This window comes from Paenibacillus periandrae, from assembly GCF_022458865.1.
GTDB classification, from domain to species: Bacteria; Bacillota; Bacilli; order Paenibacillales; family NBRC-103111; genus Paenibacillus_S; species Paenibacillus_S periandrae.
This window is the reverse complement of the sequence record NZ_JAJNMU010000019.1, coordinates 153,809-180,799: the sequence shown is the minus strand read 5'-3', so window position 1 is coordinate 180,799 and position 26,991 is coordinate 153,809. Positions and strand designations below refer to the sequence as shown.

Annotated in this window: 30 protein-coding genes and 1 riboswitch; of the genes, 10 read left to right on the top strand and 20 right to left on the bottom strand. The window is 45.4% G+C overall.

The window, feature by feature from the left end:
* Together LRL21_RS29455 and LRL21_RS29450 are read right to left on the bottom strand one after the other, a co-directional pair.
* Complete coding sequence (locus tag LRL21_RS29455; RefSeq protein WP_240419333.1) at positions 1–663, bottom strand: potassium channel family protein; 663 nt, start codon at positions 661–663, stop codon at positions 1–3.
* Between the two features lie 12 nt (positions 664–675).
* Complete coding sequence (locus tag LRL21_RS29450; protein WP_240419332.1) at positions 676–2,028, bottom strand: TrkH family potassium uptake protein; 1,353 nt, start codon at positions 2,026–2,028, stop codon at positions 676–678.
* Between the two features lie 66 nt (positions 2,029–2,094).
* Positions 2,095–2,245: riboswitch (cyclic di-AMP (ydaO/yuaA leader) on the bottom strand.
* Between the two features lie 235 nt (positions 2,246–2,480).
* On the opposite strand from LRL21_RS29450, the gene LRL21_RS29445 reads away from it, so the two are divergent.
* Positions 2,481–4,142: a CPBP family intramembrane glutamic endopeptidase gene (locus LRL21_RS29445; RefSeq protein WP_240419331.1), complete on the top strand. Its 1,662-nt coding sequence runs from the start codon at positions 2,481–2,483 to the stop codon at positions 4,140–4,142.
* Here the strand turns inward: LRL21_RS29445 and uvrC are convergent.
* Both uvrC and trxA read right to left on the bottom strand, forming a co-directional pair.
* On the bottom strand, positions 4,117–6,090 hold the full coding sequence (gene uvrC, locus LRL21_RS29440; protein WP_240419330.1) for an excinuclease ABC subunit UvrC: 1,974 nt from the start codon (positions 6,088–6,090) through the stop codon (positions 4,117–4,119). The two genes, LRL21_RS29445 and uvrC, sit on opposite strands and share 26 nt — an antisense overlap.
* A gap of 142 nt (positions 6,091–6,232) precedes the next feature.
* The gene (trxA, locus tag LRL21_RS29435) at positions 6,233–6,547 is read right to left on the bottom strand and encodes a thioredoxin (RefSeq protein WP_076232354.1); all 315 of its coding nucleotides are present in this window, start codon (positions 6,545–6,547) and stop codon (positions 6,233–6,235) included.
* A gap of 248 nt (positions 6,548–6,795) precedes the next feature.
* Between trxA and LRL21_RS29430 the strand changes: the two genes are divergently transcribed.
* Positions 6,796–6,942, top strand: a complete 147-nt coding sequence (locus tag LRL21_RS29430; RefSeq protein WP_240419329.1) for a YqzM family protein — start codon at positions 6,796–6,798, stop codon at positions 6,940–6,942.
* A gap of 137 nt (positions 6,943–7,079) precedes the next feature.
* Here the strand turns inward: LRL21_RS29430 and dnaI are convergent, their stop codons facing one another.
* From dnaI to LRL21_RS29415, 3 genes are all read right to left on the bottom strand, one after another.
* The gene (dnaI, locus tag LRL21_RS29425; protein WP_240419328.1) at positions 7,080–8,030 is read right to left on the bottom strand and encodes a primosomal protein DnaI; all 951 of its coding nucleotides are present in this window, start codon (positions 8,028–8,030) and stop codon (positions 7,080–7,082) included.
* A 94-nt stretch (positions 8,031–8,124) separates the two neighbouring features.
* Complete coding sequence (locus tag LRL21_RS29420; RefSeq protein WP_240419327.1) at positions 8,125–9,657, bottom strand: replication initiation and membrane attachment family protein; 1,533 nt, start codon at positions 9,655–9,657, stop codon at positions 8,125–8,127.
* Between the two features lie 83 nt (positions 9,658–9,740).
* Positions 9,741–10,070, bottom strand: a complete 330-nt coding sequence (locus LRL21_RS29415; RefSeq protein WP_240419326.1) for a winged helix-turn-helix transcriptional regulator — start codon at positions 10,068–10,070, stop codon at positions 9,741–9,743.
* Positions 10,071–10,264: 194 nt separating this feature from the next.
* Here LRL21_RS29415 and LRL21_RS29410 point away from each other — a divergent pair, with 194 nt between their 5' ends.
* Positions 10,265–11,449, top strand: a complete 1,185-nt coding sequence (locus LRL21_RS29410; RefSeq protein WP_240419325.1) for an MFS transporter — start codon at positions 10,265–10,267, stop codon at positions 11,447–11,449.
* A 108-nt stretch (positions 11,450–11,557) separates the two neighbouring features.
* Here LRL21_RS29410 and LRL21_RS29405 read toward each other — a convergent pair whose 3' ends face one another.
* Both LRL21_RS29405 and LRL21_RS29400 read right to left on the bottom strand, forming a co-directional pair.
* Positions 11,558–11,755, bottom strand: a complete 198-nt coding sequence (locus LRL21_RS29405; RefSeq protein ID WP_240419324.1) for a YwbE family protein — start codon at positions 11,753–11,755, stop codon at positions 11,558–11,560.
* A gap of 52 nt (positions 11,756–11,807) precedes the next feature.
* Positions 11,808–12,092, bottom strand: a complete 285-nt coding sequence (locus LRL21_RS29400; RefSeq protein ID WP_179097518.1) for a YuiB family protein — start codon at positions 12,090–12,092, stop codon at positions 11,808–11,810.
* A 252-nt stretch (positions 12,093–12,344) separates the two neighbouring features.
* Between LRL21_RS29400 and hemQ the strand changes: the two genes are divergently transcribed.
* A complete protein-coding gene (gene hemQ / locus LRL21_RS29395) occupies positions 12,345–13,091 on the top strand; it encodes a hydrogen peroxide-dependent heme synthase (RefSeq protein ID WP_240419323.1) in 747 nt (248 codons plus the stop codon).
* 62 nt (positions 13,092–13,153) lie between these two features.
* On the opposite strand, the gene LRL21_RS29390 is transcribed toward hemQ, so the two are convergent.
* Together LRL21_RS29390 and LRL21_RS29385 are read right to left on the bottom strand one after the other, a co-directional pair.
* Positions 13,154–13,426 carry a hypothetical protein gene (locus LRL21_RS29390; protein WP_240419322.1) on the bottom strand — a complete coding sequence of 91 codons (273 nt, stop codon included), beginning with the start codon at positions 13,424–13,426 and terminating at the stop codon, positions 13,154–13,156.
* 2 nt (positions 13,427–13,428) lie between these two features.
* On the bottom strand, positions 13,429–14,619 hold the full coding sequence (locus tag LRL21_RS29385) for an NAD(P)/FAD-dependent oxidoreductase (protein ID WP_076232368.1): 1,191 nt from the start codon (positions 14,617–14,619) through the stop codon (positions 13,429–13,431).
* A 504-nt stretch (positions 14,620–15,123) separates the two neighbouring features.
* Between LRL21_RS29385 and LRL21_RS29380 the strand changes: the two genes are divergently transcribed.
* Positions 15,124–16,110, top strand: coding sequence for an NAD(P)/FAD-dependent oxidoreductase (locus tag LRL21_RS29380; protein ID WP_076232370.1), 987 nt, complete (start codon positions 15,124–15,126; stop codon positions 16,108–16,110).
* A 113-nt stretch (positions 16,111–16,223) separates the two neighbouring features.
* Here LRL21_RS29380 and sda read toward each other — a convergent pair whose 3' ends face one another.
* From sda to LRL21_RS29365, 3 genes are all read right to left on the bottom strand, one after another.
* Positions 16,224–16,370 (bottom strand): sporulation histidine kinase inhibitor Sda, encoded by a 147-nt coding sequence (gene sda, locus LRL21_RS29375; RefSeq protein WP_240419321.1) that lies wholly within the window; start codon positions 16,368–16,370, stop codon positions 16,224–16,226.
* 385 nt (positions 16,371–16,755) lie between these two features.
* Positions 16,756–17,127 carry a HesB/IscA family protein gene (locus LRL21_RS29370; RefSeq protein ID WP_177237581.1) on the bottom strand — a complete coding sequence of 124 codons (372 nt, stop codon included), beginning with the start codon at positions 17,125–17,127 and terminating at the stop codon, positions 16,756–16,758.
* 148 nt (positions 17,128–17,275) lie between these two features.
* Positions 17,276–17,479 carry an aspartyl-phosphate phosphatase Spo0E family protein gene (locus LRL21_RS29365; RefSeq protein ID WP_240419366.1) on the bottom strand — a complete coding sequence of 68 codons (204 nt, stop codon included), beginning with the start codon at positions 17,477–17,479 and terminating at the stop codon, positions 17,276–17,278.
* A 242-nt stretch (positions 17,480–17,721) separates the two neighbouring features.
* On the opposite strand from LRL21_RS29365, the gene mqnE reads away from it, so the two are divergent.
* Together mqnE and LRL21_RS29355 are read left to right on the top strand one after the other, a co-directional pair.
* Entirely contained in the window at positions 17,722–18,825 is a 1,104-nt protein-coding gene (gene mqnE / locus LRL21_RS29360) for an aminofutalosine synthase MqnE (protein WP_240419320.1), read from the top strand.
* A gap of 78 nt (positions 18,826–18,903) precedes the next feature.
* The gene (locus tag LRL21_RS29355; RefSeq protein WP_240419365.1) at positions 18,904–19,965 is read left to right on the top strand and encodes an NAD(P)/FAD-dependent oxidoreductase; all 1,062 of its coding nucleotides are present in this window, start codon (positions 18,904–18,906) and stop codon (positions 19,963–19,965) included.
* A 3-nt stretch (positions 19,966–19,968) separates the two neighbouring features.
* On the opposite strand, the gene LRL21_RS29350 is transcribed toward LRL21_RS29355, so the two are convergent.
* Positions 19,969–20,223, bottom strand: coding sequence for a YuzB family protein (locus tag LRL21_RS29350; RefSeq protein WP_240419319.1), 255 nt, complete (start codon positions 20,221–20,223; stop codon positions 19,969–19,971).
* A gap of 82 nt (positions 20,224–20,305) precedes the next feature.
* On the opposite strand from LRL21_RS29350, the gene LRL21_RS29345 reads away from it, so the two are divergent.
* Positions 20,306–20,551: a NifU family protein gene (locus LRL21_RS29345; protein WP_076232383.1), complete on the top strand. Its 246-nt coding sequence runs from the start codon at positions 20,306–20,308 to the stop codon at positions 20,549–20,551.
* A 121-nt stretch (positions 20,552–20,672) separates the two neighbouring features.
* On the opposite strand, the gene LRL21_RS29340 is transcribed toward LRL21_RS29345, so the two are convergent.
* The 4 genes from LRL21_RS29340 to LRL21_RS29325 all read right to left on the bottom strand — a co-directional run bounded on the left by LRL21_RS29340 (position 20,673) and on the right by LRL21_RS29325 (position 23,988).
* Entirely contained in the window at positions 20,673–21,464 is a 792-nt protein-coding gene (locus LRL21_RS29340; RefSeq protein ID WP_240419318.1) for an SDR family oxidoreductase, read from the bottom strand.
* 78 nt (positions 21,465–21,542) lie between these two features.
* Positions 21,543–22,256, bottom strand: a complete 714-nt coding sequence (locus LRL21_RS29335; protein WP_240419317.1) for a Cthe_2314 family HEPN domain-containing protein — start codon at positions 22,254–22,256, stop codon at positions 21,543–21,545.
* Between the two features lie 253 nt (positions 22,257–22,509).
* Positions 22,510–23,442: a COX15/CtaA family protein gene (locus tag LRL21_RS29330; RefSeq protein ID WP_240419316.1), complete on the bottom strand. Its 933-nt coding sequence runs from the start codon at positions 23,440–23,442 to the stop codon at positions 22,510–22,512.
* 201 nt (positions 23,443–23,643) lie between these two features.
* A complete protein-coding gene (locus LRL21_RS29325) occupies positions 23,644–23,988 on the bottom strand; it encodes a thioredoxin family protein (protein ID WP_240419315.1) in 345 nt (114 codons plus the stop codon).
* 189 nt (positions 23,989–24,177) lie between these two features.
* On the opposite strand from LRL21_RS29325, the gene LRL21_RS29320 reads away from it, so the two are divergent.
* Positions 24,178–25,020 carry an SPFH domain-containing protein gene (locus tag LRL21_RS29320; RefSeq protein WP_240419314.1) on the top strand — a complete coding sequence of 281 codons (843 nt, stop codon included), beginning with the start codon at positions 24,178–24,180 and terminating at the stop codon, positions 25,018–25,020.
* 10 nt (positions 25,021–25,030) lie between these two features.
* Entirely contained in the window at positions 25,031–25,234 is a 204-nt protein-coding gene (locus tag LRL21_RS29315) for a type II toxin-antitoxin system antitoxin (RefSeq protein ID WP_240419313.1), read from the top strand.
* 99 nt (positions 25,235–25,333) lie between these two features.
* Here the strand turns inward: LRL21_RS29315 and LRL21_RS29310 are convergent, their stop codons facing one another.
* Positions 25,334–26,920, bottom strand: coding sequence for a copper amine oxidase N-terminal domain-containing protein (locus LRL21_RS29310; protein ID WP_240419312.1), 1,587 nt, complete (start codon positions 26,918–26,920; stop codon positions 25,334–25,336).
* Positions 26,921–26,991 lie beyond the last annotated feature (71 nt).

The following is a 26,991-nucleotide window of genomic DNA, read 5'->3' as shown; positions in this document are numbered from 1 at the left end:
TCACTTCACGACTTCATTTTCAAACGATTCGATCTGCGAGTTCGTGCCTATGATGACCATAATATCCCGTTCTTCCAATAAATCATTAGCCGTAGGCGCTATAATGACGCCTTCCTTCTTATTAATAGCAACGACACTACAGCCATATTTAACTCGTAAGTTCAGATCCTTTAGCGTTCGCCCCGACATTCGCTTTGGTACCGACAGCTCAGCAATCGTATAATCCCTCGACAGCTCGATAAAATCCAACAGGTTCGGTGATACCAGCTGATGCGCTACACGAATTCCCATATCACGCTCCGGAAAAATCACCCGGTCTACGCCGATTTTACTCAATACCTTACCGTGCAGCTCCGATAATGCTTTGGTGACAACAAGCGGTACCCCTATATCCTTGAGCAAAATTGCTGTTAATATACTTGATTGAATATCGCTTCCAATCGCCACGATCACGCAATCAAAGTTACGTATGCCCAGTGAGCGAAGCACCTCCTCATCTGTAGAGTCAGCGACGACAACATGGGTTAACACCTCGCTCATTTCATCAACCGCTTCTTCGTCCTGATCAATGCCAAGAACCTCATGACCTAACTTGGTTAGCTCTCTGGCCAAACTTGACCCGAATCTCCCCAAACCAATTACTGCATACTGCGTGCGCTTCATCCTGCTTTTCCCCTATCCGATTGTAATTTTCCCCTCAGGGTATCTGTATAATTCTTTTTCAGTTTTGGGTCCGAGTGCATACGCCAAGGTTATTGGCCCCAAACGGCCAGCAAACATCGTCAGTGAAATCAATATTTTACCAACCATTGTCAAATCCGTCGTTAATCCCATCGTCAGGCCTACCGTGCCAAAAGCCGAGGTAACTTCAAAGAGTATCATTAGAAACGGATGACTCTCTGTGGTGGATAATATCATGGCCACGAAAATCACAAGGAATAACGCAATCATCGTTAGCGTGATCGCCTTTAGAATCCGCTCCTTACCCAACCGATAATGGAACAATACGATGTCTTCCTTGCCGCGAATCATCGCCACAATCGCACCGATCAGCGTCATAAAGGTCGTAGTCTTGATCCCGCCGCCTGTTGAGCCTGGGGAAGCACCTATAAACATCAGAATTATCATAAAAAATTGGGAAGCCTGGCGCATCGCTCCGATATCGACCGTATTGGCCCCTGCTGTTCGCGGCGTTACCGATTGAAAGAATGAGGCCCATATTTTCCCTGACCAGTCCATTGATCCTAATGTTTTGGTGTTGCTGAATTCAAAAGCATACATCACCACAGCTCCTGTGAGGATCAGCACACCTGTTGTGCTTAATACCACCTTGGAATGGAGCGACAGCCGTTTTACTTTTCTATATTCAAGCAGGTCCGACATGACGATAAAACCGATACCGCCCAACACTATAAGTCCCATGGAGACGATGTTGACAACCGGGTCGGCCGCATACGAGGTCAGACTGCTGAAAGGTCCGCTGACCGAGCCGAACAAATCGAACCCTGCATTATTAAAAAAAGAAATCGCATGCCAGATTCCAAAATAAATACCTTTTGCTGGACCGAGATCTATTGACCAGCGGATGGAAAAAATGATCGCAGCTATCAGCTCTATCGTAAGCGAGTAGCGGATTACCTTACGAATCAGGCGCACAATCCCCTCCATACTCCCTTGGTTCATCGCTTCCTGAAGAATGAGGCGTTCCTTCAAAGAAATTCGTTTTTTCAACGCAAAGGCAAATAAGGTCGCCATCGTCATAAAGCCGAGTCCGCCAATCTGGATCAACGTGACAATGACGATTTGACCAAACATGGAGAAGTACGTGCCTGTATCCACAACAACAAGCCCCGTCACACAAGTGGCGGATGTCGCTGTAAACAAAGCATTAATAAAAGATAATCGTTCCCCCGTCGCCGACGAGACTGGAAGCGTAAGCACCATGGCTCCAATCAAAATAATCGCGGCAAAGCCCAATACCAAAATTTGCGGAGGTGTTAATTGGATTTTTTTTAGCGTCAATTTCATTTCTCACCTCACAAATATTTGAAAAACAGCAAAAAAAAGACACCGGAAACCCAATGTCATCTATACAGGTTCCTGCCATAAAGCCTACGAGGTTAGCTGACGGATTCGGGTTTACAGGTACCCTATCAATTCCACGCTCATGAATGGAATCGAATTCACCCCTTACTACTACAAATGGTTCCCCCGTTTTCGGAAAGAAATTCGGCTTCTGTATTCAATTGATATGAATTATAAGGCTAATCCTCCATAAGTACAAAGTCGTAATAACTCGAAAAGCAGGGATATTCCGATTCTAATTAGAGCTGGCAGGCATCAAACTGAGTATTCGCTTGGGTTTTCAACGTTTATCCCCGTTATGCTTGGTAATGCATTGGATTTGATCAGACATGTATGCTAAGTTTATGGAATACAATAATCAAGCCTTACCATTTCTTCATTCCAAGGAGACCGCTATGATCAATCGTTCGTCGGATAGACCGCTGCAGCTGCTGGCAGTTGTCGGAATTATCCTTTATTTTACCGTCATTCTCATATCCTCATATTTGTCTGGGCCTCCTCCAGCCAATGAAGAGGCAGATGGCGTACCGACTATTACCCAGCAGGCAGCCGCTGACACCGCGGTCCTTTTTGCCAGGCAGCATTTCGCATTATCAGACGTTCATAAGACAAGCACGTTATACCAGACTCATTCCGAACGAAGCGGATACCTGCAGAAGGAGCACTTATTCAAGTCTTATACGGAGCGATATACCCAGCTGCCTCTGGACTACTACGAGGTTGAAATCAATGATCTTGCCAGCTCCAAAACTTATTACATCGATATCAATTACTCCAATCAGAAGGTGCTCGGCTGGAAAACGTATGTGTCGCCATCGACCAAAGCAGATACGGTATCTGCGCCAGGAGTGGATCCTCAGCTGCTTGCCGAGCAAACCATCAGGGAACAGGGCTACTCGCCAACCAATTTCACTTTACTGGACACCGTCCCCAACCTGAACCAAAAGAATAATGCGACCACTCCATCCGGGCGTGTGCTTGTATATGAAAGCAAAACCGATCTGATCGGACAGGCAAAACTACAGCTTACACTCAATATCTCGAAGGGTCAGGTTGTTTCCTTCCAGCCAGATTTCAAGATCCCGAGTGCGTTTGGGGAATGGAAGGAGCAGCAAAATAGCAGCGCCTCTCTGATGACCAACATCAGTATGGGTATGTCGTTAATTATGGCGGCCACCGCTCTATTCATTATCATACGCTATCGGCGCCAAATCACATTTCGCCGCGGCCTGCTGCTGACTTTGATTTTTCTAATTATTTATATCGGAAACAATTTCAATATGCTGCCGGCTTTCCGAACCTCACATACGGCGGGTCCATCCCAGTTTGAGGCACTCTTTTACTTGTGGTTTCTCAACATTATAATTGCGATGATGGCTGTTAGCGTCTATCTCTCCATTCTTGCGGGCAGACAGATATGGTCCCGTTTCAGCTGGAATCCACTGCCGGCTTGGCAGGACCCCGCCTTTGGGAGCCAGGTATGGATGGCGATGACTCGCGGCTATCTGCTCTGTTTCTTTATTCTCGGCGTCCAGCAAGTGCTGTTCTTTATAGCCGAGCATGCCTTTGACGTATGGTCCGTGAATGATGCTGCCGATTCCGTGCTGAACATGACCATCCCTGCACTATTCCCTCTTATGGCCTGGGCAGCGGCGATCTCCGAAGAATCCGTATACCGCTTGTTCGGTATTGCATTTTTTCTCAAAATCGTCCGAGTTCGTTTTCTCGCCATACTGCTTCCGAGCATCATCTGGGCGATGAGCCATACCCAATATCCAATTTATCCGGTCTATACCCGTCTTGTTGAGGTCACCGTTATAGGTGTCATATTTGGATATGCCTTTCTTAAATACGGGTTTATGACGGTACTGTTTGCCCACGCCTCGATGGATAGTATTTTGATGGGGCTCTCCTTGTATGGTCTCGGGGATTGGATGCATATCGTTGTTGGCAGCTTTTATCTGATATTTCCTGGTCTTGTCGGCTGGCTGCTGTATCGGCTGCATGGCAACAAAAAAAGACGGGCACTATCTATGCCTCGTCTTGATCCTGATTAAGCGATTGTAATATTTGTGTGGCCAGCTTTTCACCGATACCCAGAAGCCGGAAATCTTCAATGCTGGCTTCTTTTATTTTTTTCATCGAGCCAAAATGCTTCAGCATTGCCTTACGCCGCTTCTCGCCAATTCCCGGAATCGAATCCAGTTGGGAAACGATCATCGATTTAGCACGCGTTTCGCGGTGGAACGTAATAGCGAAGCGATGGACCTCGTCTTGAATACGCTGGAGCAGATAAAACTCCTGACTATCACGCGGCAGCGGAACGATTTCTGCAGGGTCCCCCATGATCAGCTGAGCCGTTTTGTGACGGTCGTCCTTCGCGAGTCCACAAACCGGAATATAAAGACCCAGTTCATTTTCCAGCACATCGATAGCCGCCGAGATTTGCCCTTTTCCTCCATCGATAACGACCAGATCAGGCAGTGGCAAGCCTTCCTTCAAAACGCGCTCATAACGGCGTCTTATGACCTCACGCATCGTGCCGTAATCATCCGGGCCTATGACTGTGCGGATTTTGTACTTACGGTATTCCTTGCGATCCGGCTTGCCATCCGTAAATACAACCATAGCAGAAACGGGGTCAGAGCCTTGAATGTTTGAGTTATCGAATGCCTCAATACGGCGAATGACGCCTGTCCCAAGCCAATCTCCGAGATTCTCGACAGCCATTACGGTGCGCTGCTCATCGCGGGCAATTAACCGGAACTTCTCGTCCAGACTGACACGTGCATTATCACCGGCCATCGCAACCATATTTTTCTTCGAGCCTCTGCGTGGATAATGCACCTTTACCTTGAGCCAGCTCTCCAGCGCTTCCTTGACATCCTTCTTCGCAACCTCAATCTCGGGTCCTGCCTCCGATTCTTCGGTCTCCGGTTGTTCAGAGCCCGACTCCTGGCTTAGCTCAGACTGAGGGCTGGTAGGCTCAGCCGGTTCCGTCTTGGCCGTCACCGCAGCTGCCGGCAGCACCGTTACAGCCTCCAGCGGTAAAAATATTTCCTTCGGAAGTGCCGGATTCTCACTATAGTACTGCGTAATAAAGGTTACAAAATCATCATACTCATCGCCATAATAAGGAAACATCGAAGCATGCCGTTCAATCAGCTTGCCCTGACGCATATATAATATTTGGACGCACATCCAGCCTTTATCCACCGCATAGCCGAAAATGTCGCGGTCCATCGCATCTGTCGTCGTAATATTTTGCTTTTGCATGACCTGATCAATATGAAGCACATGATCGCGCAGCTCCTTGGCCCGTTCAAAATTCAGCTCCTCGGACGCCTCCTGCATCTTGCGCGTCAAATCCTTCTTGATCTCATCATGACCGCCGTTTAGAAAACGCGAAATTTCCTGTACCATCTGCTCATACGTTTCTTGATCAACCTCGTACTCACAGGGAGCTATGCATTGGCCCAGATGATAGTACAGACAAACCCGGTCAGGCAGCTTTTTGCATTTGCGCAGCGGATACAGCCGATCCAGCAGCTTCTTCGTCTGCTGCGCCGCGAACGCATTCGGATACGGGCCAAAATATTTCCCTTTATCCTTCAGCACACGGCGAGTAACCTCCAGCCGCGGATGAGTTTCATGCGTGATTTTGATATAGGGAAAGGACTTGTCGTCCTTCAATAATACATTATAGCGAGGATGATGCTTCTTGATCAGGTTGCATTCCAGAATTAATGCCTCGACATTACTGGCCGTGACGATATATTCAAAGTCGGCAATTTCATTAACAAGCGCATAGGTTTTGGCATTATGACTTCCGGTAAAATATGAGCGTACCCGATTGCGCAGCACCTTCGCTTTGCCGATATAGATGATCGTGCCTTCCTTGTTTTTCATCAGGTAGCAGCCTGGCTTCTCTGGCAGCAGCGCCAGCTTACTGCGAATTTGCTCTGCCCTCTGCTTACGTTCCTGCTCATCTTCATGTGTAGACATCACATTTCCACTCCTTTAAGCACAAAAAAAGCTCTTTTCCAGCATAGCAGAAAAAGAGCTTTTACTCCATGAGTTTTGCGTAGCAAAACTTACTTCGTAAGCATTCGCTTTAAGTTTTGCGTAGCAAAACTGACTTGGCACATTATTGATGCTTCGATACAACGTTCTTCAAAGCGTCCTTCGATTGAAAGCCTACCACTTTATCAACAGGTTGGCCATCTTTGAAAACGATAAGCGTCGGGATGCTCATTACACCAAAACGGGAAGCCGATTCCGGATTGTCATCCACGTTAACCTTAGCGATTTTCAAGCTTCCAAGCTCTTTATCCAGCTCTTCTAAAACAGGAGCGATCATTTTGCAAGGTCCACACCATGGAGCCCAAAAATCAACCAAAACCGTGCCAGATCCTTCAACTTCATTCTTAAAGGATTGATCTGTAACATTTACGATAGCCATAAAAAGTTCTCCTTTATCCGATAAAATAGGTTGTCAACATGTAAAGTATACCACAATAGACCCTATTTTCAACCGCAATACCGCTTGGCTAACTGTTTCCAATGCAATCCGCCTTTATCTTGTCACAATCAATTAATGTGACGTACAATTTTCCCTTCTCCATGCTTTACATTTATCTGTGAAGTTGGGTATACTGAATGTAATTCTTCAACCATCGGTTTTACTCAATCCAAGGAGGAATTATTGTTATGAACGAAGTAAATCACCCCGAGCTTCATATTAACGAAGAGCCGAGTAATGATTTTCTGGACACGGCGATTGGTTTCGGTGTATTTTTCGTCCTTTTGCTGCTCATGGGCGTAGCCGCAACAGTTATTACGCTGCTAATGAAGTAGGAATCGAGCTTGGTTCAAGCCGATGATACATCAGTAAAGTCTGTTCCTTTTGGGAACAGGCTTTTTTTGTGTCGATATCACTGGAGAAAGCCCGCTCTCATGTAGAGACGGACTTTCATTATGCATAGAATTGCGAATCACTTGCCGCGCTTGTTGTAGCCGTTCACCATAATGACCTCCACAAAAGGCCGAATCCGATCCATAATTCTTCTTCCTTTGAACTCTTCATCGCCATCCTTGCTGGTGAAGCTGAAATGCTGCTCCAATGCGTCCAAATCATGATTTGACGTAAAGAAGGTTGGCTTGCGGTTCATTCGGTAATTCAATATGGCACCCATTACATGGTCGCGCAGCCACGGGTTCAAATTTTCCGCTCCCATATCGTCAAATACGAGTAAATCCGTATCTTTGAGTGCATCGATGGTTTCCTTCAGCTTCTGCGGGTCCTGGAACATTGCCTTTAAATCTTCGGCAAAATCGGGCATGTACACAATAGCACCCGTGTAGCCGCTTTTCGCCAGCTCGTGAAGCAGATAGCACATCAGAAACGTTTTTCCGGTGCCGAGGCTTCCAGCCAAATAGAGACCCGAGCTTTGCAAGCCTTCATCACGGGTTTTCATAATGTAACGAATCAGACTGTCCACAGCTTCCTCACGAGCAGGGTCCTTATCGAAAATTTCCATCGACGAGTAGCCTTGCGACAGTGCCCGCTCATCTACATAAAAGCTGCGGATCCGGCTGCGGATAGCCTCTTGATTTTGTCTGGCGATCTGCTTCTTACAAGCTACCTTAGTGTCATACAGATGAGCTTTACCGGCTTCCGTCTCGACCGATAGCAGCGTATAATGACCTTCAAAATCATTCGGACACAAATCCAGACCCGGACAGTTGGAGCAGTTCCGATGCTCGCTCACATATTGATACAGCCGATTCATGTTGATTTTCATTGTATATTCATCAAGCGTCGGATATTTGGCACGCAGCTTCACCACTAATGGATCAGCCAATATTTGTCTCACCTTTTCCTCGGCCTGCTGACGAAATTTGGAGTTGGGCAGCGACTTTAACGCATCCGCGAGCGATTCCATAGGTTCTTACACTCCTTCCCGTTATTATATGACTTGAGCTTGATTCTAGAAGGCTGGTGAATGAGTCTCGCTGCGCTCGCTATTCACCTAAATACTAGACTTTACCATCAAGCATTTGCGCTCTTCTTCGCATCGCCTCACGCTCTTCTGCACTGCGATTGGAAGCTGCTGTGCTTGGCTTGTCCTCTACCGTAGGCAGCAGCGGCTTCTGTCTCACGCCGCCACGCGCTGTTCCCGTACCGCGTCCGCCTGCGGCTCCACCCGCAGTACCAGTCCGACCGCCTGTACGAGGTGCCGTCTTGCTCTCCTGATACTTGGACTGCTCGCGTATATATTGCACAGCCTGCTCGAAAGAGTTCACTTGCTTGGCCAGCATGTCCGTAACGCTGAATTCTATCGACGCCTTGGACCATGAGCGCTTGTTCATATATAAGTAATGGATCATGACATTGATAACTTCCTCTTTCAAGCCATAATTCAAATCGACCTTCGCCAGCGTATCCAGCAGTCCGTCCGGTACGGTGCCTTTGGAAAAGATTTTCTCCAGTAAAAAGATATAAGGCTCATTCCGTAAAATATAGTTGTACTGGTGCTGATTGCATTCGCCCTGAAAAATATCCGGTACCTGCAAATAAAACTCCATCTCAACTGTCTTGTCAGCAGCGATGTCAGCACCGGTTGCCTGATTAGATGAGGCAGCTCCACGCGTCTGTTGATCGACCTTGGCCAAATATCGTCCCCGTTCCTCACCGCGCTTCTTATCCTGCCGAAAGACCATGTTCGCCTTGTGCTGCAGCAGTTCAAGCATCAGCTCGCCCTGCGGATCAAACACGCCATCCTCATCCAGCAGCCGGCAAATGTCTGTTAAGTATAAGCCGTACTTTTTGGCTACATAATTAATTTGTCCCATCTGCTCCGGCTCGTACTTCAACTGCTCCACGAACACACGATTGCCCGATTCACGCGGAAAATGCATAATGATATCCGAATACTGGAAGCCTTTTGTACTTTCAGGCTTGATTTCCGAGGGTTTGGACACTGCCGTTTCAAAAAAGGCCTGCTCCATTTCCAGATCAATGACCTGCGAATTCAAATGAAACAGCTCATAGAAAGGAACCGATAAATTTTCCTCATTGGCACCCTTCAGCTCGTCTGATTCCGGCAGCACAAGCTCATCGCGCAGCGAATAGATCATATATTTGCCAACCTTGTCTCTCAGCAGCAGGGTCAAATGCTGGTTTTTAAAAAATTCATTTGGTGACAATGGGGCTGACAGCGTGTATACATACACATAATCATCCGAAACCTCGGCAAACTTCCGCGTCGTTTTCAGTAAGCCCACAGCCTCCAGCTTGGCAGTCTGTTCAATAAAATATTTACGCCCACGCTCCCCCGTCTCCAGCTCCAAAGACAAGAACAGCCTCCGCTGCTGTTCGGTGGCCGAGTAGCCTACCTTATCGACAGGCAGCTGCAGAAAGAGCGTATGATATAAGCTGACCGCATACGCTCCGATCATAGGCTGATAGATTGTAGAGAGCATTTTCATATCCAAACCACTTAATGAAAAATCACGCGCCACATAAAAACGGTGATATTCCGAGAAATGATGCATATTCGTAATTCGCATTAACTCAAATCCCATCCATGAATTGTTACAAGTCTAGTAAACTACATTTTAACACAGATTTCGATAGGATGTTACGCAAGCTTTCATTCCGTCTTTCCCCATTTTACCGCCCACTTGTCCATCTCCTTCAGTGCGGTCTGAAAATCAGCCCCTTTTTCTGTCAATGAATACTCGACTGAAATAGGAACAGAAGGAAATACAACACGTAAAACAATCCCGTTTTTCTCCAGGTGCCGCAGTACATCGGTTAAGGATTGTGTCTTGATAATCGCTAAATCCCTATGCAGCTGCTTGAAGCGTTTTGGCCCTTTGGACAGCTCGGCAATCACCAGAAAAGCCCATTTGGCCCCGAGAATTTGCAGCACGGAGCAGATGCTGGTGAATTCCTGCTTCTCTTCATTGACTACTTCCAAACCATATCACCTACTTACTTAAAATTAGTAAGTCCATTTATTTGGATAATGTCCAAATAGTTTGCCTTCTTACATTTATATTGTAACCTTATTATAATTCAATCAAATGATCTCGCAAAGGCCTAATAACGAACATGATAAGCTGGTTATAGGTGATCAGATGGTGCTGCGAGTTACAGAAAGGATTGAATGTAATGAATCGACTCCCTATTTATCTGTTAGCTCTTGGTGTGTTCTTCACTGCAACCTCCGAGCTGGTCGTCTCCGGAATTTTGCAGGTCATAGCCGATGATTTGAAGGTTTCCATCGCCCTTGCCGGGCAATTGATTACTGTTTATTCGCTTTCGTTTGCGATTGGTACTCCCATCCTGATTTCACTCACTGCCCGAATGGGGCGCAGAAAAGTGTTGGCAGGCTCACTCGTTGCATTTATCCTCGGTTGCCTGATTTCCTTTGCAAGTGCGCATATAGCAGTGCTCTTGATATCCCGAATCATACTTGGGGTAAGCTCCGGTGTTTATCTGGTTTCGGCATTAGGTACCGCTGCGAAAATTGTACCCCCCGAGAAGCTGGGCAGTGCCATCGGCACGATCATTCTCGGCTTTAGCAGCGCGATGATCCTTGGTGTTCCGTTCGGAATAGCCATTACAAATTGGCTAAGCTGGCAGGCAATTTTCCTTATATTATCGCTTTTGAGCGTAGGAACTACATTCATGATTTACCGGCTGCTCCCCGATATGGAAGGGGACGCTGCTGTCCCATTTAGACAGCAATTCAAAGTGCTGGGCAGTATGGTCATCGTAAGCGGTCTGATTTTCACCTTTTTCAGAGAATCTGGGAACTCTGTTCTGTTTACTTACTTAACCCCATTTATTCAGAGCATTTATCATGTGGAATTTTCCGGAATCAGCATCATTATGCTTGTGTTTGGTCTGTTTGGCGCATTCGGCTCCCGTTTGGGAGGGTATGGTGTTGACCGATGGGGAGCTGCTCGAATGGTAACGATGAGTGTGGTTATTCATGTGGCTGTATTGGCTCTGCTTCCTCTTTTTTCCAATTCGCTTATAATCGGGTTAGTGCTGCTTACCGTCATGGTGGTGTCTATGTTCATGTCCGGTCCGGCTATCCAAACGTATTTTATTCAACAAGCGCCGCAATCGTCCGGTCTTGTGCTCAGTATCAATACATCGATTGTTCATTTGGGTTTAGCGGCGGGCGCAGGAGCGGGAGGGGTATTGATCAGCACGACTTCAACCATCCTTTACAACCCTTGGATAGCTAGCTTTATTGTAACACTAGGACTCGCTGCTGTACTTGTCAGTTTTTGGTCAGGAAACCAACGATTGATTAAGCTTAGAAGACAAACAGAAAAGCTGTGATTGCGCTTTCTTCTATTAGAATATGCAGCATGATCAGGGGCAAGTGCATTTGTATTGAAAAAGCTCCCGTAAGCTTTGTCGCAACAAACCCTTAGGGAGCTTTTCATTTCATTCTGTAATAATTTCCTTGACTCTGCCGACAGTTCCATCCACGAGTCGGACCTTGATCCCATGCGGGTGGCTTGGTGAATTTGTCAGAATATCCTTGACCACACCTGCGGTCAGCTTGCCACTCCTCTGGTCTTGCTTTTGAACCACCTGTACCTTGCGTCCTGGCACTACATCCTTACGTTGCTGGCCATTCATTATAGCTCACACCTGCTTTCTCTTACGCTGCACGTCAGGCTTATTTCAGGTATTAAAACATCTGATAACCCTTATCACGTAAAGCCTTAATGGTCCAGCCGCTGAGTGCCGCTCCCAATAAACCGCCGACAGCCGGCACATAATCTACAAATGAATACTCCGCAATATTGGATGCGAGAGAGCCTGTCCCCCAACCCCAATAAATGATTAATCCGATAACCAGCACAATATAGCCATAAATCGGAAACCATGTCGTTTTCATCAGCATGTTCAATATAAAACCGAGACCGAAGAACAACACGAGCAACAGCACGGTAACAATCATCAGTTGCAGCACAATCCCCAACTCCTTCAATCAAATGCATCACTATATATTCTATAGAAATTTTAGCTCCGGGTAAAGTGAACGCTTCATGAACGCTTCATATTTTATATATGTACCTTAAGCCTCTAATCATTTGCCCTTTGCTGTCGATTTCGTTACAATAATACAGGCGAGATAGTGTTTCCTCACCGTTTTTATTTGTAAAAGGTACGTTGATATGCCTATATGTAATATCCCTATTCCTACATAGAAGGAGTGTTCTTAATGAGCGAAGCGATGCAAACCCTTGAGGGCTGGTACGTTTTAAATGATTTCCGTGCAATTGACTGGACGGCATGGAAAAGCTTAAGCAAGCAAGAAAGAGGCCGCGCGGAGGACGAGCTGTACAGCTTATTAGCCCAATATCAGGCTACTGAGGATCAGCGTGAAGGCAGTACAGCCTTCTATTCTATCGTTGGACAAAAGGCAGACTTTATGTTCATGCATCTACGGGAAACGCTCGAAGAGCTGAACGAGCTGGAAACGGCGTTTAACAAAACCTTATTTGCACAAGTGACCATTCCGACATTTTCTTACGTATCTGTCGTTGAGCTGGGCAGCTACATGGCCAAACCGGGTACAGACCCGATGGAAGATCCCGATATTGTTGCGCGCCTGAAGCCAACATTGCCTAAAGCACGCCATATCTGCTTCTACCCGATGAACAAACGCCGTGAAGGCAACGACAACTGGTATATGCTGTCCGTAGACGAGCGTCGTGGATTTATGCGTGCTCACGGAATGATAGGACGCAACTACGCTGGTAAAATCAAGCAAATTATCGCAGGCTCGATCGGCCTTGATGATTGGGAATGGGGCGTTACCTTATTTGCAGAGGATGCCCTGCAGTTCAAAAAAATCGTTCATGAAATGCGTTTTGATGAAACCAGCGCACGCTTTGGTGAATTCGGTGATTTCTATGTAGGTAATTTGCTTAATCGCGACAAAATGGAAATTATGCTCAAGCTGTAATCACAATTAAAAAGCCCTGCAACTACCGATAATTTCGGCTGCTGCAAGGCTTTTTTCATCATTTATTCGTCGTCTTCGTCATCAAACCTGTCATCGCGATTAGCTTCAGCCTTTTGTGCCAAATAAGCTTCCGTGTCCCGATCACGCTGACGCGACTTTTCCTTTAATCGCTCGATGGCGGGTAGAATAAGAATGTCGACTTCTTTTTGCACCGTATAAACCAGATCGTAACGGGTCTGGGATTCCAGAAAATGTCCCACATCAATCAGTGCGTTATAGCGGTCCAGCTCTTCCCTCGTCAATAACCCGCGTACCTGTACGCTGCAGTGCCGCATATCTAGAAACGGCCTTTCTTCAGAACCAGAGGAATGCCGCCAATAATGTACAGGTACCGCATATCGATAACCTTTTTCATAATAGCTGCCATACCGCCTTTTACTTTACGCGAACCCACAATACCGATGGCTTCGCCGCGGCCAAGTGAAGCTACCGTACCTTTGCTTTCATAGGTAAAGCTCTTAAGCTGCTCGCCGCGAATCGATGCAACCAGATTGTGGGCACAGATATCCGCCTGCTGGATCGAAATTTGGGCAGTTGGTGGGTACGGGCGACCTTCCGGGCTGAATACAAGCGAGCAATCGCCAAGTACATACACATTATCATGACCTGGAGCACGCAGGTTTTCGTCAACCTTGATTCTTCCGCGCATCGTTTCAAAGCCTGCATCATCCAGCATATGGTTGCCGCGAATACCGCCGGTCCAAACGACTGTAGCTGCCTTGATTTCTTCTCCGGTTGCCAGAATGACCCCGTCTGGTGTGCATTCTTTGATCGCTGTGGCAATCTTGAAGGTTACTCCTTTGTTTTGCAGCACATTCATCGCATATTCAACAAGCTCCGGGTCAAAGCCAGGCAGCGCTGTTGGTGCAGCTTCAACGTTATATACTTTTACAAGGGAAGGATCGACGTCATATTCTTTGCACAGCTTCGGAATACGGTCAGTAATCTCTCCAATAAATTCGATTCCAGTAAATCCGGCTCCGCCAACGATAAAAGTTAAGTAATCCAGACGGTTCGGCTCCCGTTTAAACCGGGCAAATTGGTACTCGATATGCTCACGAATAAAGCGAACGCTGTTAATGCTGCGAATGCTCAGCGCATATTCCTTCAAGCCAGGAATACCAAAGGTTTCAGGCTCTCCGCCCAATCCCACAACCAAATAATCGTAAGAAAGCGTACCTTCCTCCAGAATAACCTTCTTCTCTTGGGGGCGAATTTGAACAACAGTTGATTTCACAAAATCAATTTTGAATTCATCAATCAGCTTAAGAATATTAACACGCGCATTCTCGGGATTATCCGTTCCTGCAGCTGGCATGTGTAGATGGGTTGTAATATAATGGTAGTCATGTTTGTTAACAAGTGTTACATCGGCTTCGTTATAGTTCAATTCCTTTTGCAAGCGAATAGCCGTTACAATACCGCCATATCCTGCTCCCAAAATGACTATTCGAGGTATTCGACTCATGGTTAATCCCTTCCATCCGTTAGTTTCTTTTTCTTTTTATTATTCATTGTAATTGTTCACAAAATCATTTGTGAAAATTTACACAAAGTACATCGCGGGTCATTTTCTAACGAATAGTTTGATCCAATTGAAATAAAAATATGACCGTTCACGTGTCAGAAATCGCATCTGTGTAAACAAGTTCTCAAGACATAGTATACTGTAAAGTGACAAATAGCAAGTTTTGTTTTGGTTAATATACAGGTAAAAAACGTAAACTAACATGAGTATTTAAACGTTTCCTCCTAATTGCTGACTATTTTCTGCAGCTCCTTACGTTTCCTATATGATAGCCTGAGGTCTTGCATTCATTTATTCACTCATTGTTCACAAATTTATCATGTAATATATCCTTCCATTCTGTCATCATGTATAATATAATTCGAATATTAATAATTGATAGTCATTATCATTGATAATTATTATCACTGATATTTAATTAATTCAGGGAGGTACAATAAGCACATGCAAAATGAGATTGTGGATATTATTATCGTAGGCGGCGGTCCTGCTGGTATGTTTGCCGCTTTTTATGGAGGTATGCGTCAAGCAAGCGTAAAAATTATTGAAAGTATGCCTCAATTAGGTGGTCAATTGGCTGCTTTGTATCCGGAAAAATATATTTATGACGTGGCCGGCTTCCCAAAGGTAACTGCTCAGGAGCTCGTTAATAACCTTGAGCGTCAGCTGAAGCATTTCCCTATGGATGTTCGTCTGGAAGAAAAAGTATTGCAAGTAATCAAGAAGGATGAGCGCTTGTTCGAAGTTGTTACCGACAAAGGCGTGCATACCTCCAAGGCGGTTATCATTACCGGAGGCGTGGGCGCATTCGAGCCAAGACGTCTGGAGCTGCTGGAAGCATCCAAATACGAGAAGAAAAATCTTCACTACTTCGTGAGTGATTTGCATAAATTCAAAGGCCAAAAGGTGCTGATCAGCGGTGGCGGCGACTCTGCAGTTGACTGGGCGCTTATGCTGGAGCCAATTGCCGAGAAAGTTTATCTGACACATCGCCGTGATAAATTCCGTGCTCATGAGCACAGTGTGGAAAACTTGAATAAATCCACGGTTGAAATTTTAACCCCCAAAGAAATTACTGCGCTTCACGGCGAGGATTATATAAACAGAGTAGTACTGACAGATTGCAAAAGCGGTGTAACGACTGATGTCGACGTAGATGCGGTTATCGTCAACTTTGGTTTCATTTCCTCTCTGGGCCCGATTGCTGAATGGGGCTTTGAAATTGACAATGGCTCCATTATCGTCGATTCCCGTATGGAAACCAGTATCCCAGGGATTTTCGCCGCAGGCGACATTACCACTTATCCGGGCAAGCTGAAGCTGATTGCTGTAGGCTTTGGTGAAGCGCCAACCGCTATCAACAATGCCAAAGTATATATCGATCCTACTGCCAAGTTATCCCCAGGTCATAGCAGTAATATGAAAATGTAGTTGATCAACAAGAAGCTTCATTTTGAAAAAAGGAAAAGGATATTCCTTCCGGCGAAGCCCGAGTTTGGAATATCCTTTTTAGATTATCCTGTTGTTCCTATCTATGATGAGAACTAGCTAACCTGCGCTTCGCCATTAGTGTAGTAGTCGATATTAATTTGGCGATGTTTGATCTCGTCTCTCAGCAAATTAATGAATTCTGCCTCCAGCTTCAAATCGAGGGCTTTGAAATAACAGTGAATCAGTACTTCATTACTCATTAACCTCATCAATAATCACCTAAATTCTGTAAAGTAAAATCATATTACCATGTTCACCCTAATAGAACAAGTGTTCCGTTATCCACAGGATCATGTGTATAAGCTGTGCGTAATTTGTTGGTAAGTGTAATAAAGTGACTGATAGCGCAGTGGATAATGTGGACAAGGTTATACACAGGTGACTAACTTCGAAATTTGTCGTAAAATTTATATGAGCGTTTTGGAAGTTATCCCCATAATAAGATGATTTTATTTTATTTACCCCATTTTTATAGTTTGAATCGTTAGCGGGCAATTTGATGATGTACAGGCATACAAAAAAGCCTCCTGTCGTGTGGATGCACAATCAGGCATCTACACGATGGAGGCTTCAACTAAAGAAGTCTTAGACTTCTACTTTATCATCACAAGGTTCTGGAGTGCCTTCATAGTCAGCAGGCTTGAATGAGGAGCCGCAGCCGCAAGAAGCTACCGCATTCGGATTGTCGATGGTAAAGCCGCCACCCATGCCGCTGTCTTTAAAATCAATCTCAACGCCATATAAATACTTGGCGCTCTCACCGTCCACAACCACTTTCAAACCATGCATTTCAAACACTTTGTCGTCGCTGTTTTCTTTATCATCAAAGCCCATGCCGTAAGAATAGCCGCTGCATCCGCCTGACTTGACTCCAAGCCGCAGGAACAGATTTGGCGTTTCTTCGCTAGCCAGCATTTCTTTAATTTTATCGCTTGCGGTTTCGCTGATTTTTACCACGGTCATAACCTCCTAAGAGTTTTTGAAGTACTTGCTTCATATGCACCAATGAGTTGGATTAACAGACTCGGTCAGTGTACAAGTGCCGCAGATCGCGCAGCTCATCATAAAACTGGCTACATAAAGCCTCTGCTCCTTCAGTATACTCTTAATATGCATACTCCTCAAGACCCTTAAGCTTCAACTGCTTGTCCAATTGATAATAAGACAATAATAGCTGATCCAATTGACTACTGCATTGCTGCACAACCGGATGCATAAACCCATGTTCCTCTACAAGTAGAATCATCTGGGCTCTGATTCGTTCGATTTCTATGGACATTCCCATTAATTCGTTCGAGTACAGGGGCATCAATTATAGCACCACCCTTTTAAGTAGACTTATAGTTTTAAAAGTATGCATGAAAAACGATGGCTAAAAAATACATAATTCCTCTTACAATTCCATTATAAGGGTTTTTAACCCTTTTTGTCGAACTGCGTATTGCCCCACAAGATGAGGTTGTTTATAATAGACAGTATTGCTTACCCATTCGTGCCTAATTAATATTAACTATAGTTGTTTCTACAAATACTTTTATAGGAGGTGGCATCATGAGCATTATTATTAGCAACCCGGATCAACGAATGGCCGAAATTGCTGAGAAAGTCAAGCATGGTGAACGATTGTCTGCAGAGGATGGTTTGTTTTTGTACCAATCTGACGATTTATTATCCATTGGCCAATTAGCTAACGAGGTTAATCTTCGCAAGAATGGCAAAAAAGTCTATTTCATTGAAAACATGAGCCTTTATTTTACAAATGTATGTGAGGCCCACTGTGCTTTTTGTCATTTCCGCCGCGATGAAGGTGAAGAAGGTGCCTATACACTAACAGCGGAGCAAATGTTTGACATTATTGACGAGCATTATCACCCCGGCATGCGTGAGTTCCATATTGCCCAAGGTCATAATCCCCACGTTAAATTTGAATATTACCTGGAGGCGATCCGTTCCTTAAAGCAGCGTTACCCGAACGTTACAATAAAAGCACACACGGCAGCCGAAATTGAGTTTTATTCCCGCATCAGTGGGTTAAGCTATAAAGAGGTGCTTGAGGCTTTGGTCGATGCAGGTTTAAGCACGCTGACAGGCGGCGGCGCAGAAATTTTATCCGAACGCTACCGTAAAAAGATGGGTGTCGGCAAAGCGACTACAGATCAATGGCTGGAAATTCAGCGTGTGGCCCATAGTATCGGACTCAAGACACATGCAACCATGCTCTATGGTTCCATCGAAACGTTGGAGGAACGCATTCAGCACATGATTTATTTGCGTGAGCTTCAGGATGATACGAATGGTTTTATGGTGTTTATCCCGAATTCCGTACAGCCTGCCAGTGTGAACGCAGGGATCAAGCGTCGTGTAGCGGCTTTTGACGATTTGAAAACGATCGCGATCAGCCGTCTGATGCTCGATAATATCCAACACATCAAAGCTTATTTTATAAATCTCGGTACTCAGTTGACTCAGATTGCTCTTACCTTTGGTGCTTCTGACGTGCACGGAACCATTGTCAAAGAAAAGATCAGTCATGCCGCAGGCGCCTTGTCACCGGAAGGTTTGACGCGGGATGAGCTTGTATGGCTTGTCCAGGGAGCAGGACGAATCGCTGTTGAGCGTGATACTTTTTATAATGAAATCAAAGTGTTTGAGTAGTTGCGTGCATTTGCCCTGTCATACGTTCTCACTGGATATCAATCATTTGGATGGCTGTAAAAAAGGAGTTTGTCAATGATGAAAAAAATCGTAATTTTGGGTGGAGGCTACGGCGGTCTGACGATCGTCAACCAACTGCTGGAAAAAGATTTGCCAGCCGACACCGTTCTCGTGCTTATTGACCGTATGCCTTATCAGGGTTTAAAAACCGAATATTATGCACTGGCTTCAGGCACGCTATCCGATAAGGAGATTCGTGTCCAGTTTCCCGTAGACCCCCGATTGATTCTGAAATATGGTGAGGTTCGTTCGGTAGATCCTGTTCAAAAGCTCGTTTTATTTGAAAATGATGAGCCCATGAGCTATGATACGCTGATCATCGGACTAGGCTGTGTTGATAAATATCACGAAATTCCTGGCGCCGAGCAGTACTCCAATAGTATTCAAACCTTATCGGGTACACGCAAAACCTATCAAAGGGTTAACGATACGAATCCTTATGGGCAGATCACGATTGTGGGCGGAGGTTTGAGCGGTGTGGAGATGGCGGCCGAGCTTCGTGAAAGCCGACCGGATCTGAATATACGGATTTTGGATCGTGGACCGAGCATTTTATCCGCGTTTCCCGACAAGCTTCAGGAATTTGTTCGCGACTGGATGCTGTCTCATGAAATTGAGCTGATTCCTCATGTTTCTCTGTCACGACTGGAAGGCAACACACTGTATAATCAGCAGGAATTGATTCATACGGACGTAACGATCTGGACAGCGGGTATTCAACCGAGTCCCATTGTACAGCAGCTGCAATTACCCAAGGATAACCAAGGTCGACTCATTATTAATGAGTACCATCAAATTCATGATTATACAGACATTTATGTTGTTGGCGATTGTGCTTCATTGCCTTTTTCACCTAGTGGGCAAGCTGCTGAAGCGCAGGGCGAGCAAATCGCACAAGTTATTCGCGCCGGCTGGAAGCAGCAGCATCCCAAACTGGGTCCCATCAAGCTTAAGGGTGTTCTCGGCTCACTTGGTAAAAAATCCGGTTTTGGCGTTATGGGCAAGCGCCCCATTACCGGTCTGGTGCCGCGGGCACTTAAAAGTGGAGTGCTCTGGCTATCGAAGCACCACTTCGGTTAAGTTTTATTCCCCCAACAGATCGATCATCTCTTCGATCTGTTTTATTTTAATTTCAATTTGCTGTTCAAGCTCATCTGCGTTGGCAGCGGCGACAATTTCGCCGTTAACCAGTGCGTAAGGAAACGTATAACATTCTCCACAGTTGCCAAGACAGCCGTATTCAATTACATCGAGATCCGGCCTTTCTTCAAGCTTTTTCATGACCAGCTCGGTACCACTATGCAAATTACTGCTGCAAAATTCTATGATTGCTCTCATGTTGATGAGTCACCCGCCCTGTTAACCATTTTAATTTCATTGTAATTGTATTATAATATAGTTAGAAAGGAGTTGACGTCAAATGACTGAACAAGCACAAAGCACCATGTACGATGAAGTACTGGAGGTTTTAGATAAGTTACGTCCGTTTTTGCAGCGCGATGGCGGCGACGTAGAGCTAGTTGATGTAGAAGGCGGCATCATTAAGCTGAAATTGATGGGGGCGTGCGGAAGCTGCCCGAGCTCAACCATTACCTTGAAGGCCGGTATCGAACGCGCTCTGCTCGAAGAAGTAGAAGGCGTTATCGAGGTTGTACAAGTATTTTAATTGAGCATCACGTCTGCATGACAGACGAGTGTAGAACCCGTAGAGTGCCTGGAACAGCTATCGTACCTGATCGCTGTCCACACTCTCGGGTTTTTGTCATTTTCAGGCGCTGCATGTAACCTTAATCCAGATCGATCATGCTGTGGATATTGGTACGAATCGGATCCAGTCCTCCGGAAATATCCATAATATTTCCTGTTATAAAATCAGAGCGCTCCTCACATAGGTAGGCAATCACTCTTGCAATGTCTTCCCCAACACCCGGACGTCCGCGAGGTGATTCCGGATCGATCTCATGCTCCACATCAGCGATCAGCTTCTCCTTGTTGTCTCCATGGATGTCACCCGGACAGATCATATTCACCGTGATGCCAAAGGGCGCTTCTTCTACTGAGAGCGTTTTGGTGAATGAGACAAGTCCAACCTTGGCTGCTGCATAAACGGCCCTGTGAGGCCATCCTCGAGCCTCTGAGGCGTGTCCGAATCCAAAGTGAATGATTCTCCCCCACTTCTTGCTGCGCATCATAGGAAGCACCAAATGATCAAGCTGCATGACACCCAGTAAATTCCCGTTCATGATGTACTGGATCTCCTCTTGCTTGTATTCCTTAAAGAACTTGCGTTCACGTACAAAAGGACCTGCGTTATTAATACATATATCAATGCCGCCCAGCTCCTGAACAGCCGTTTCTGTCATAGACTGCAAATCCTCATAACGCGATACATCTCCCTGAAGGGCCAGGCAGCGTACACCCTTTGCTTGAATACGTTCGCACAGCTTCTGTGCCTCAACAGCACTATGAACATAATTGATTATAATGTCGCAGCCGGAATCGGCGAGTCGGAGTGCCGTCATTTTGCCCAACCCTTTGGCACTGCCTGTTATAAACGCGACTTTCCGTTGTTCGATCATGTCCGAATGTCCTCTCCTCACTTACTCATATGTCTCTAAAGTATAGAGGAAGCTCACAACTGATTCAAGGTTAATCCATCAGGCCTCATAACGTCCGGTTGATTCCGACAGCTTGCCGATATAATCAAACGTGGTGCGTACCGCGACAAACACCATTTCGCATCCAACTGCCAGGTCCTTCAGACGTTCGGATACGTTCTCCGCCTTCATCCGTTCATCTTGCAGCTGTTCAGCCTCGGCGGCCTGCAGCAAATCATCCAGCAAATCAGCATTAATCGTATGAATCTCCATGTTACGCTCGTTACGCAAACGATCCACGGGCTTTCTGGACGATTCTTTCAGATCATACAGCTGCTTTTCAAGCTCAACGTACAAATGATTCTGGTGCATATTACGCAGCACGGTAAAGTAGGAAAACCGGGACTTAACCTCTTCGGTTTTAAGCCTGAATCGTTCATTCATAAAGTGCCCCAGCTTATCCAGAATGGCAAATATCCGTATGATAGCGTTTCTGTAAAAATACAAATACCGGCGATATTGAATCAGCTCTTCAGCACTCATATCCTCTATATACATTTTCTTAATATGCTCGCTGTAGCGGATTGCCGCATATTGGCTTTGCTCCAGCTCATCAAGCGCGCTCAGAAAGCTGTTCCCCCAAATAATATAACGCCGATCCTGAGAGTTGCGCTTGGCAAAAGGAATCGTATGTAATAGTGCCAAATATTGCTGTATCGAATGATTCGCTGAGGCAATCAGACCTGTATCCTCACGCACCGGTTCGCCAAACATCGCTCTAAGCATGTAAAGAGCTCACTTCCCTTCTAGTTACCGCATCGGGCAATCCTTCACAGTAGGATACCCATTATCGCGATCTTCTGTGTATGTCGATGGCAGTTTTTATCTAAGAGCTTGCATTTTCTTGCCAGCTCTTGTTTTTGTAGCGCTTCCAAACCAATTAATAAGTCCAAATGAACCGTGGGCTCACTGAGACTTAGTATGAACCTGTAAAACCTGCTAAGGAAAAGCCGGCAGGCCTACACAGCTATCGAGCGTTGTAAGCCTGTCCGTTGTGCTTTTTGGCCAAAAAGGCGAGTACACATAAATAACACAAGATCCCGAACAAAGCGGAGACCAGCACCGCGTGCAGCAGGCTCGCGATCAAATACACATCGTATCCAATGGACAAGGTCACAAAAGCGCCGCTGAATATTTGTAAAATCACGAGAATCAGCGCCCATTTGGCGGATTGATATATATTGTCCTGGGAACGTGTTTGAGAGCGTATCGCAAGGAACAACCACAACAGAAGAATGAACAAGGCCGCAGCACCCATCCGGTGGGCAAACACGATTCGAGTCGGGCCGATCATATCGGGAATGATGCTCCCGTTGCATAACGGCCATCCAATACATCCACCTGAGGATTGGGTATGCCTCACGAATGCACCCAGATACACGACTGCATAGCTGTAAATGGTAATCAGGAAAATGCCCCATCGAAGACCCGTGGTAATGGAAACGGTCGAACCCGACATCATGCTTCCAAAGCGGGTAAACACCAGGGAAAGCAGCAAGGTAAATGCAAATGCCATTAAAGAAAATCCAAAATGCAGCGCCAAAACCGACGAGGATTGCGGCCAAATGACAGCCAGAGCCCCCAGCACAGCCTGCAGTATTGTAAAAAACATCGCTCCTGACACGAAAATCTTCGCATCTTTTCTTTTACACCAAACAAAAACAAGAAGGGTCGCTATGAGCAAAACAATCCCTACCACACCCACTACAAACCGATGGCTGTATTCGATAATCGATTCAATCGTATACGCGGGAACAAATTTTCCGTTACATAACGGCCAATCGTCTCCGCATCCACGACCGGATTCCGTTTTCGTTACAAGCGCGCCCATAACGAGAATCAAAAACATGCCGTACATGCTGGCAAATGAGAAATACTTAAGCCATTTTTGCTGATTCATATGCTGATATCACCTACTTTTCTGAGCTTCGACAGGATACGTCAAGGACATGACAAGTCGTTCGCTCATGTATCATTATATCGATAAAAGAGAACCAAATCCATGCGGAATTGTTACAAAGCATTGAAACTAAAAAGCCGATTGTTTCCGGGATGTATTTCCCTGAAAGCAATCGGCTCCAATTCGTCGGCATAAACGTATTTATTTCTTAAGAGCACTGGCCACTTCGACAGCACGGTCCAAAAACTGTTCAATTTCTTCTCTTGTTTTGCGCAGCTTGCTTACAAAACGGACAAGCTCCTGACCATTGCGGAATGCGATAAAGCTTGGAATCCCCAAAATGTTAAGCTGCTCACATAAATCTGGAACCTCATCCCGATCTAATTGTATAAAATTCAATCGGTCTCCATATTGTTCTTCGATCGATGGCATAAAAGGCTCAATGTAATGACAGTCCTTGCACCAGGTTGTTTTAAATACAGCTATGGTTGGTTTGTCACCATCTATAATTTGTTGAAAAATCGCTTCTGATTTCACTTGCTCCATAACATCCACCGCCTTCTGAATGAAGCTTTAAGAAAAAGCTTTTATTAGTTATAGCATGCTGTTTTTTATCTGTCAAGGCTCGATCGATTTATGAAAATGTTTCCATCCATTTTACATTTATTAGAATAAGTGATATCATTGTGATATGAAAATGAAAGCATAACTAATTAACTTTTAAGGAGTGATACTATGAAAGAGTATAAAGCGTGGGTACAAAACGGGTTTCTTGGTTTGCTGTTAATTGCCGTATTTGTCGGTCTTGGTATTGTTTTGCTAAATAATACGTATGTGATGTTAGGTATTGTTTCACTTGTGATCTCGGTCATACTTTTGTCAGGCATGACTATTGTTCAACCCAATCAGGCTCTCGTCGTTACTTTCTTCGGCAGGTACGTAGGAACGATCCGTGATAATGGCATGTTTCTGACCCTCCCCTTTTCCATGCGCAAGCAGGTTTCCTTAAGGGTTCGCAATTTTAACAGCATCAAGCTGAAGGTCAATGATATCGAAGGAAATCCTATCGAGATAGCGGCTGTCGTTGTGTTTCGCGTGATCGATTCCGCCAAAGCAATGTTTGATGTTGACAAGTATGAGCAGTTTGTTGAAATCCAAAGTGAAACTGCATTGCGGCATGTTGCCAGCAAATATCCGTATGATTTGTTTCATGACACCGGATTTTCACTTCGCGGCAATTCAGAGGAAATCTCGAGAGAGCTCGGACTAGAGCTGCAGGAACGATTATCGCTGGCTGGCGTTGAGGTGATGGAAGCGCGGCTGACACATCTGGCTTATTCGACCGAAATTGCAAGCGCCATGCTGCAGCGGCAGCAGGCATCGGCCATCATCTCGGCCCGTAGCATGATTGTGGAAGGTGCCGTCGGCATGGTTCAGATGGCAATCGCTCAAATCGAAAAGGATGGCTTGATCCAACTGGATGAGGAACGTAAGGCTGCGATGATTAACAATCTGCTGGTCGCGATAGTATCCGACCGCTCTGCGAGTCCTATTATAAATACTAGCAGCTTGTACTAAGGACAGTCTGATGGCTTCCAAAAAAAGCTTTGCCCTGCGTATAGATCCCAAGCTGTATGAGGCACTCGAACGTTGGGCTGATGACGAATTGCGAAGTGTGAACGGCCATCTTGAATTTTTGCTTCGTGAGGCGGCAGCTCGTGCAGGTAGATTACCCGGTTCCAAAGCATCAGTTCCCAAGGAAAAGCCAGAGGCTTCTCAGCAAGAAGAGTAGATATATGCGTAAATAAAGCAGCAGCAAAAAGCCTGATCCGGCAGAATCAGGCTTTTTGCTGCTGCTTATGGGAAAAGAAGCAAGATGAGACAGAGAGTATTATTCGCGGCTAATCGTAACCATCTGCAGATCTGAATTCCATTTCACAGTCGCACCCAGGCTTTCGGCAATAAATCGAACAGGTACGAAGGTTGTTCCATCCTTAAGCTCTGCCTCAACTTCAAGCGGCTTGATTAAACCATTCACTGTCGCCTGCTTGCTGCCAACATTCAGCTTAATAACGACGTTACTTGATGGATCTGTAACTGTAACTTGTTGATTGGCGGCATTCCAGTTGACTTCTGCATCCAGCTCTTCAACGACAAAGCGGGCAGGAACCATAATAACGCCATTGCGATAAAAGGGCTTGGTCGAATCATCGAAGCCGCTGTAATTATCCATCAACAGGTTAATATCTTTTTTGGTAATATGCAGGTCATATTTTAATAATTCATATAAGGATGATTTCGGGTCCAACGCAGCCAGGAATTGGTTGGGCTTGTTAAATGATTTCATTTCAATTTGTCCAGCGCTTGTATCAATAACAGCTGCTTTAACCGGCTTGTTAATGTTCCAGGTTTGGGCCGTAGTGGTCAGCTTAACCGATTTAACTGATGTTGTACTATCATCAGGCATGTTGACCAGCACCTCGGTTGATGACTTACGCGGCATCAGATCACTATCGACAAACACGTCGGTCTTCACGGAAAACTTATCGCTTAGCAATACCTTCAATGACTCACCCGAATACGATTCGGACAGTTCTTTGACATACGTATCATAGTATTCAATAGTTTGTTTCAAACTGCTCGTAATATACGTGTAGGCTAGCTCTACAGCCAAAGTTTTATTGTTCAAATATGGTGAAATCATATCACTGTAAGAGCCGCCTGCATCCTGATTATCTTTCATGGCTTGCTGTACAATCGGCACAAAGATATCATAGATTTGACCCAGTGTTTCTTTTAAACCCTTGTCGTCAGCCAGCAAATTTTTCAAAAAGGATCGGGTAAGCTCAACGAGCTCGCTTCCTTTGAGCTCTAAATGGATATTCTTACCTTTCAGACCTTCTGTCCCAACCATCTCACTAGCGCTCGATACCGAAATTTTGTTCACATTTGGGAGAAGCCCGGCTAAATAGCTCCCAAAGGACGGATACCAAGCATATACTTTTTGATAGGTCTGCTTGATCAGCTGCTCCATTTCCTTGGATAAGCTCTGTTGTGCCTGCAGCTCCTGCAGGGCTCCGTTGTTGTGGATAACAATCGGTTTCTTGGCACCCTCCACCAAGATCGTATAATCCTGGTCAGATATTGTCACTTGAAACGGTATTTTTCCTTTGTTGTATTCAAAAACGCCTTTAAGAGAAACATGGGTATAATCCTGCTGTATGGCTTCGGATATAGTCAATTGCACGTTGCTGAACAGCTCAAATGCTTTTTTATCTTCTTCAGTCATTGACTTTGCAGCGGGATTAGGTGTGATCTCCAACGCAATCGTTTGTTTGCTTTCGGCAGATTGGATATTATACGAATTTGTCATGACCTTGTTTAGATCCAGACCATCTACGGACTGACACCCTGTCAGCATAATCAGTGCTGCTACTAACAGTAGCGCGATCCATGAATGTGGTTTTCTGTTGTTCATTCTGTACCTCCGTCATAATAAGATTTGTTATGGCATCCGGTACCAATTCGACATGTGCAGTGCAAACTCCT

Excerpts from the sequence above, each read along its gene's own strand:
- LRL21_RS29455 (WP_240419333.1), bottom strand. The coding sequence starts at position 663 with ATGAAGCGCACGCAGTATGCAGTAATTGGTTTGGGGAGATTCGGGTCA.
- LRL21_RS29450 (WP_240419332.1), bottom strand. The coding sequence starts at position 2,028 with ATGAAATTGACGCTAAAAAAAATCCAATTAACACCTCCGCAAATTTTG.
- LRL21_RS29445 (WP_240419331.1), top strand. The coding sequence starts at position 2,481 with ATGATCAATCGTTCGTCGGATAGACCGCTGCAGCTGCTGGCAGTTGTC.
- uvrC (WP_240419330.1), bottom strand. The coding sequence starts at position 6,090 with ATGTCTACACATGAAGATGAGCAGGAACGTAAGCAGAGGGCAGAGCAA.
- trxA (WP_076232354.1), bottom strand. The coding sequence starts at position 6,547 with ATGGCTATCGTAAATGTTACAGATCAATCCTTTAAGAATGAAGTTGAA.
- LRL21_RS29430 (WP_240419329.1), top strand. The coding sequence starts at position 6,796 with ATGAACGAAGTAAATCACCCCGAGCTTCATATTAACGAAGAGCCGAGT.
- dnaI (WP_240419328.1), bottom strand. The coding sequence starts at position 8,030 with ATGGAATCGCTCGCGGATGCGTTAAAGTCGCTGCCCAACTCCAAATTT.
- LRL21_RS29420 (WP_240419327.1), bottom strand. The coding sequence starts at position 9,657 with ATGCGAATTACGAATATGCATCATTTCTCGGAATATCACCGTTTTTAT.
- LRL21_RS29410 (WP_240419325.1), top strand. The coding sequence starts at position 10,265 with ATGAATCGACTCCCTATTTATCTGTTAGCTCTTGGTGTGTTCTTCACT.
- LRL21_RS29405 (WP_240419324.1), bottom strand. The coding sequence starts at position 11,755 with ATGAATGGCCAGCAACGTAAGGATGTAGTGCCAGGACGCAAGGTACAG.
- hemQ (WP_240419323.1), top strand. The coding sequence starts at position 12,345 with ATGAGCGAAGCGATGCAAACCCTTGAGGGCTGGTACGTTTTAAATGAT.
- LRL21_RS29390 (WP_240419322.1), bottom strand. The coding sequence starts at position 13,426 with ATGCGGCACTGCAGCGTACAGGTACGCGGGTTATTGACGAGGGAAGAG.
- LRL21_RS29385 (WP_076232368.1), bottom strand. The coding sequence starts at position 14,619 with ATGAGTCGAATACCTCGAATAGTCATTTTGGGAGCAGGATATGGCGGT.
- LRL21_RS29380 (WP_076232370.1), top strand. The coding sequence starts at position 15,124 with ATGCAAAATGAGATTGTGGATATTATTATCGTAGGCGGCGGTCCTGCT.
- sda (WP_240419321.1), bottom strand. The coding sequence starts at position 16,370 with ATGAGTAATGAAGTACTGATTCACTGTTATTTCAAAGCCCTCGATTTG.
- LRL21_RS29365 (WP_240419366.1), bottom strand. The coding sequence starts at position 17,479 with ATGCCCCTGTACTCGAACGAATTAATGGGAATGTCCATAGAAATCGAA.
- mqnE (WP_240419320.1), top strand. The coding sequence starts at position 17,722 with ATGAGCATTATTATTAGCAACCCGGATCAACGAATGGCCGAAATTGCT.
- LRL21_RS29355 (WP_240419365.1), top strand. The coding sequence starts at position 18,904 with ATGAAAAAAATCGTAATTTTGGGTGGAGGCTACGGCGGTCTGACGATC.
- LRL21_RS29350 (WP_240419319.1), bottom strand. The coding sequence starts at position 20,223 with ATGAGAGCAATCATAGAATTTTGCAGCAGTAATTTGCATAGTGGTACC.
- LRL21_RS29345 (WP_076232383.1), top strand. The coding sequence starts at position 20,306 with ATGACTGAACAAGCACAAAGCACCATGTACGATGAAGTACTGGAGGTT.
- LRL21_RS29340 (WP_240419318.1), bottom strand. The coding sequence starts at position 21,464 with ATGATCGAACAACGGAAAGTCGCGTTTATAACAGGCAGTGCCAAAGGG.
- LRL21_RS29335 (WP_240419317.1), bottom strand. The coding sequence starts at position 22,256 with ATGTTTGGCGAACCGGTGCGTGAGGATACAGGTCTGATTGCCTCAGCG.
- LRL21_RS29330 (WP_240419316.1), bottom strand. The coding sequence starts at position 23,442 with ATGAATCAGCAAAAATGGCTTAAGTATTTCTCATTTGCCAGCATGTAC.
- LRL21_RS29325 (WP_240419315.1), bottom strand. The coding sequence starts at position 23,988 with ATGGAGCAAGTGAAATCAGAAGCGATTTTTCAACAAATTATAGATGGT.
- LRL21_RS29320 (WP_240419314.1), top strand. The coding sequence starts at position 24,178 with ATGAAAGAGTATAAAGCGTGGGTACAAAACGGGTTTCTTGGTTTGCTG.
- LRL21_RS29315 (WP_240419313.1), top strand. The coding sequence starts at position 25,031 with ATGGCTTCCAAAAAAAGCTTTGCCCTGCGTATAGATCCCAAGCTGTAT.
- LRL21_RS29310 (WP_240419312.1), bottom strand. The coding sequence starts at position 26,920 with ATGAACAACAGAAAACCACATTCATGGATCGCGCTACTGTTAGTAGCA.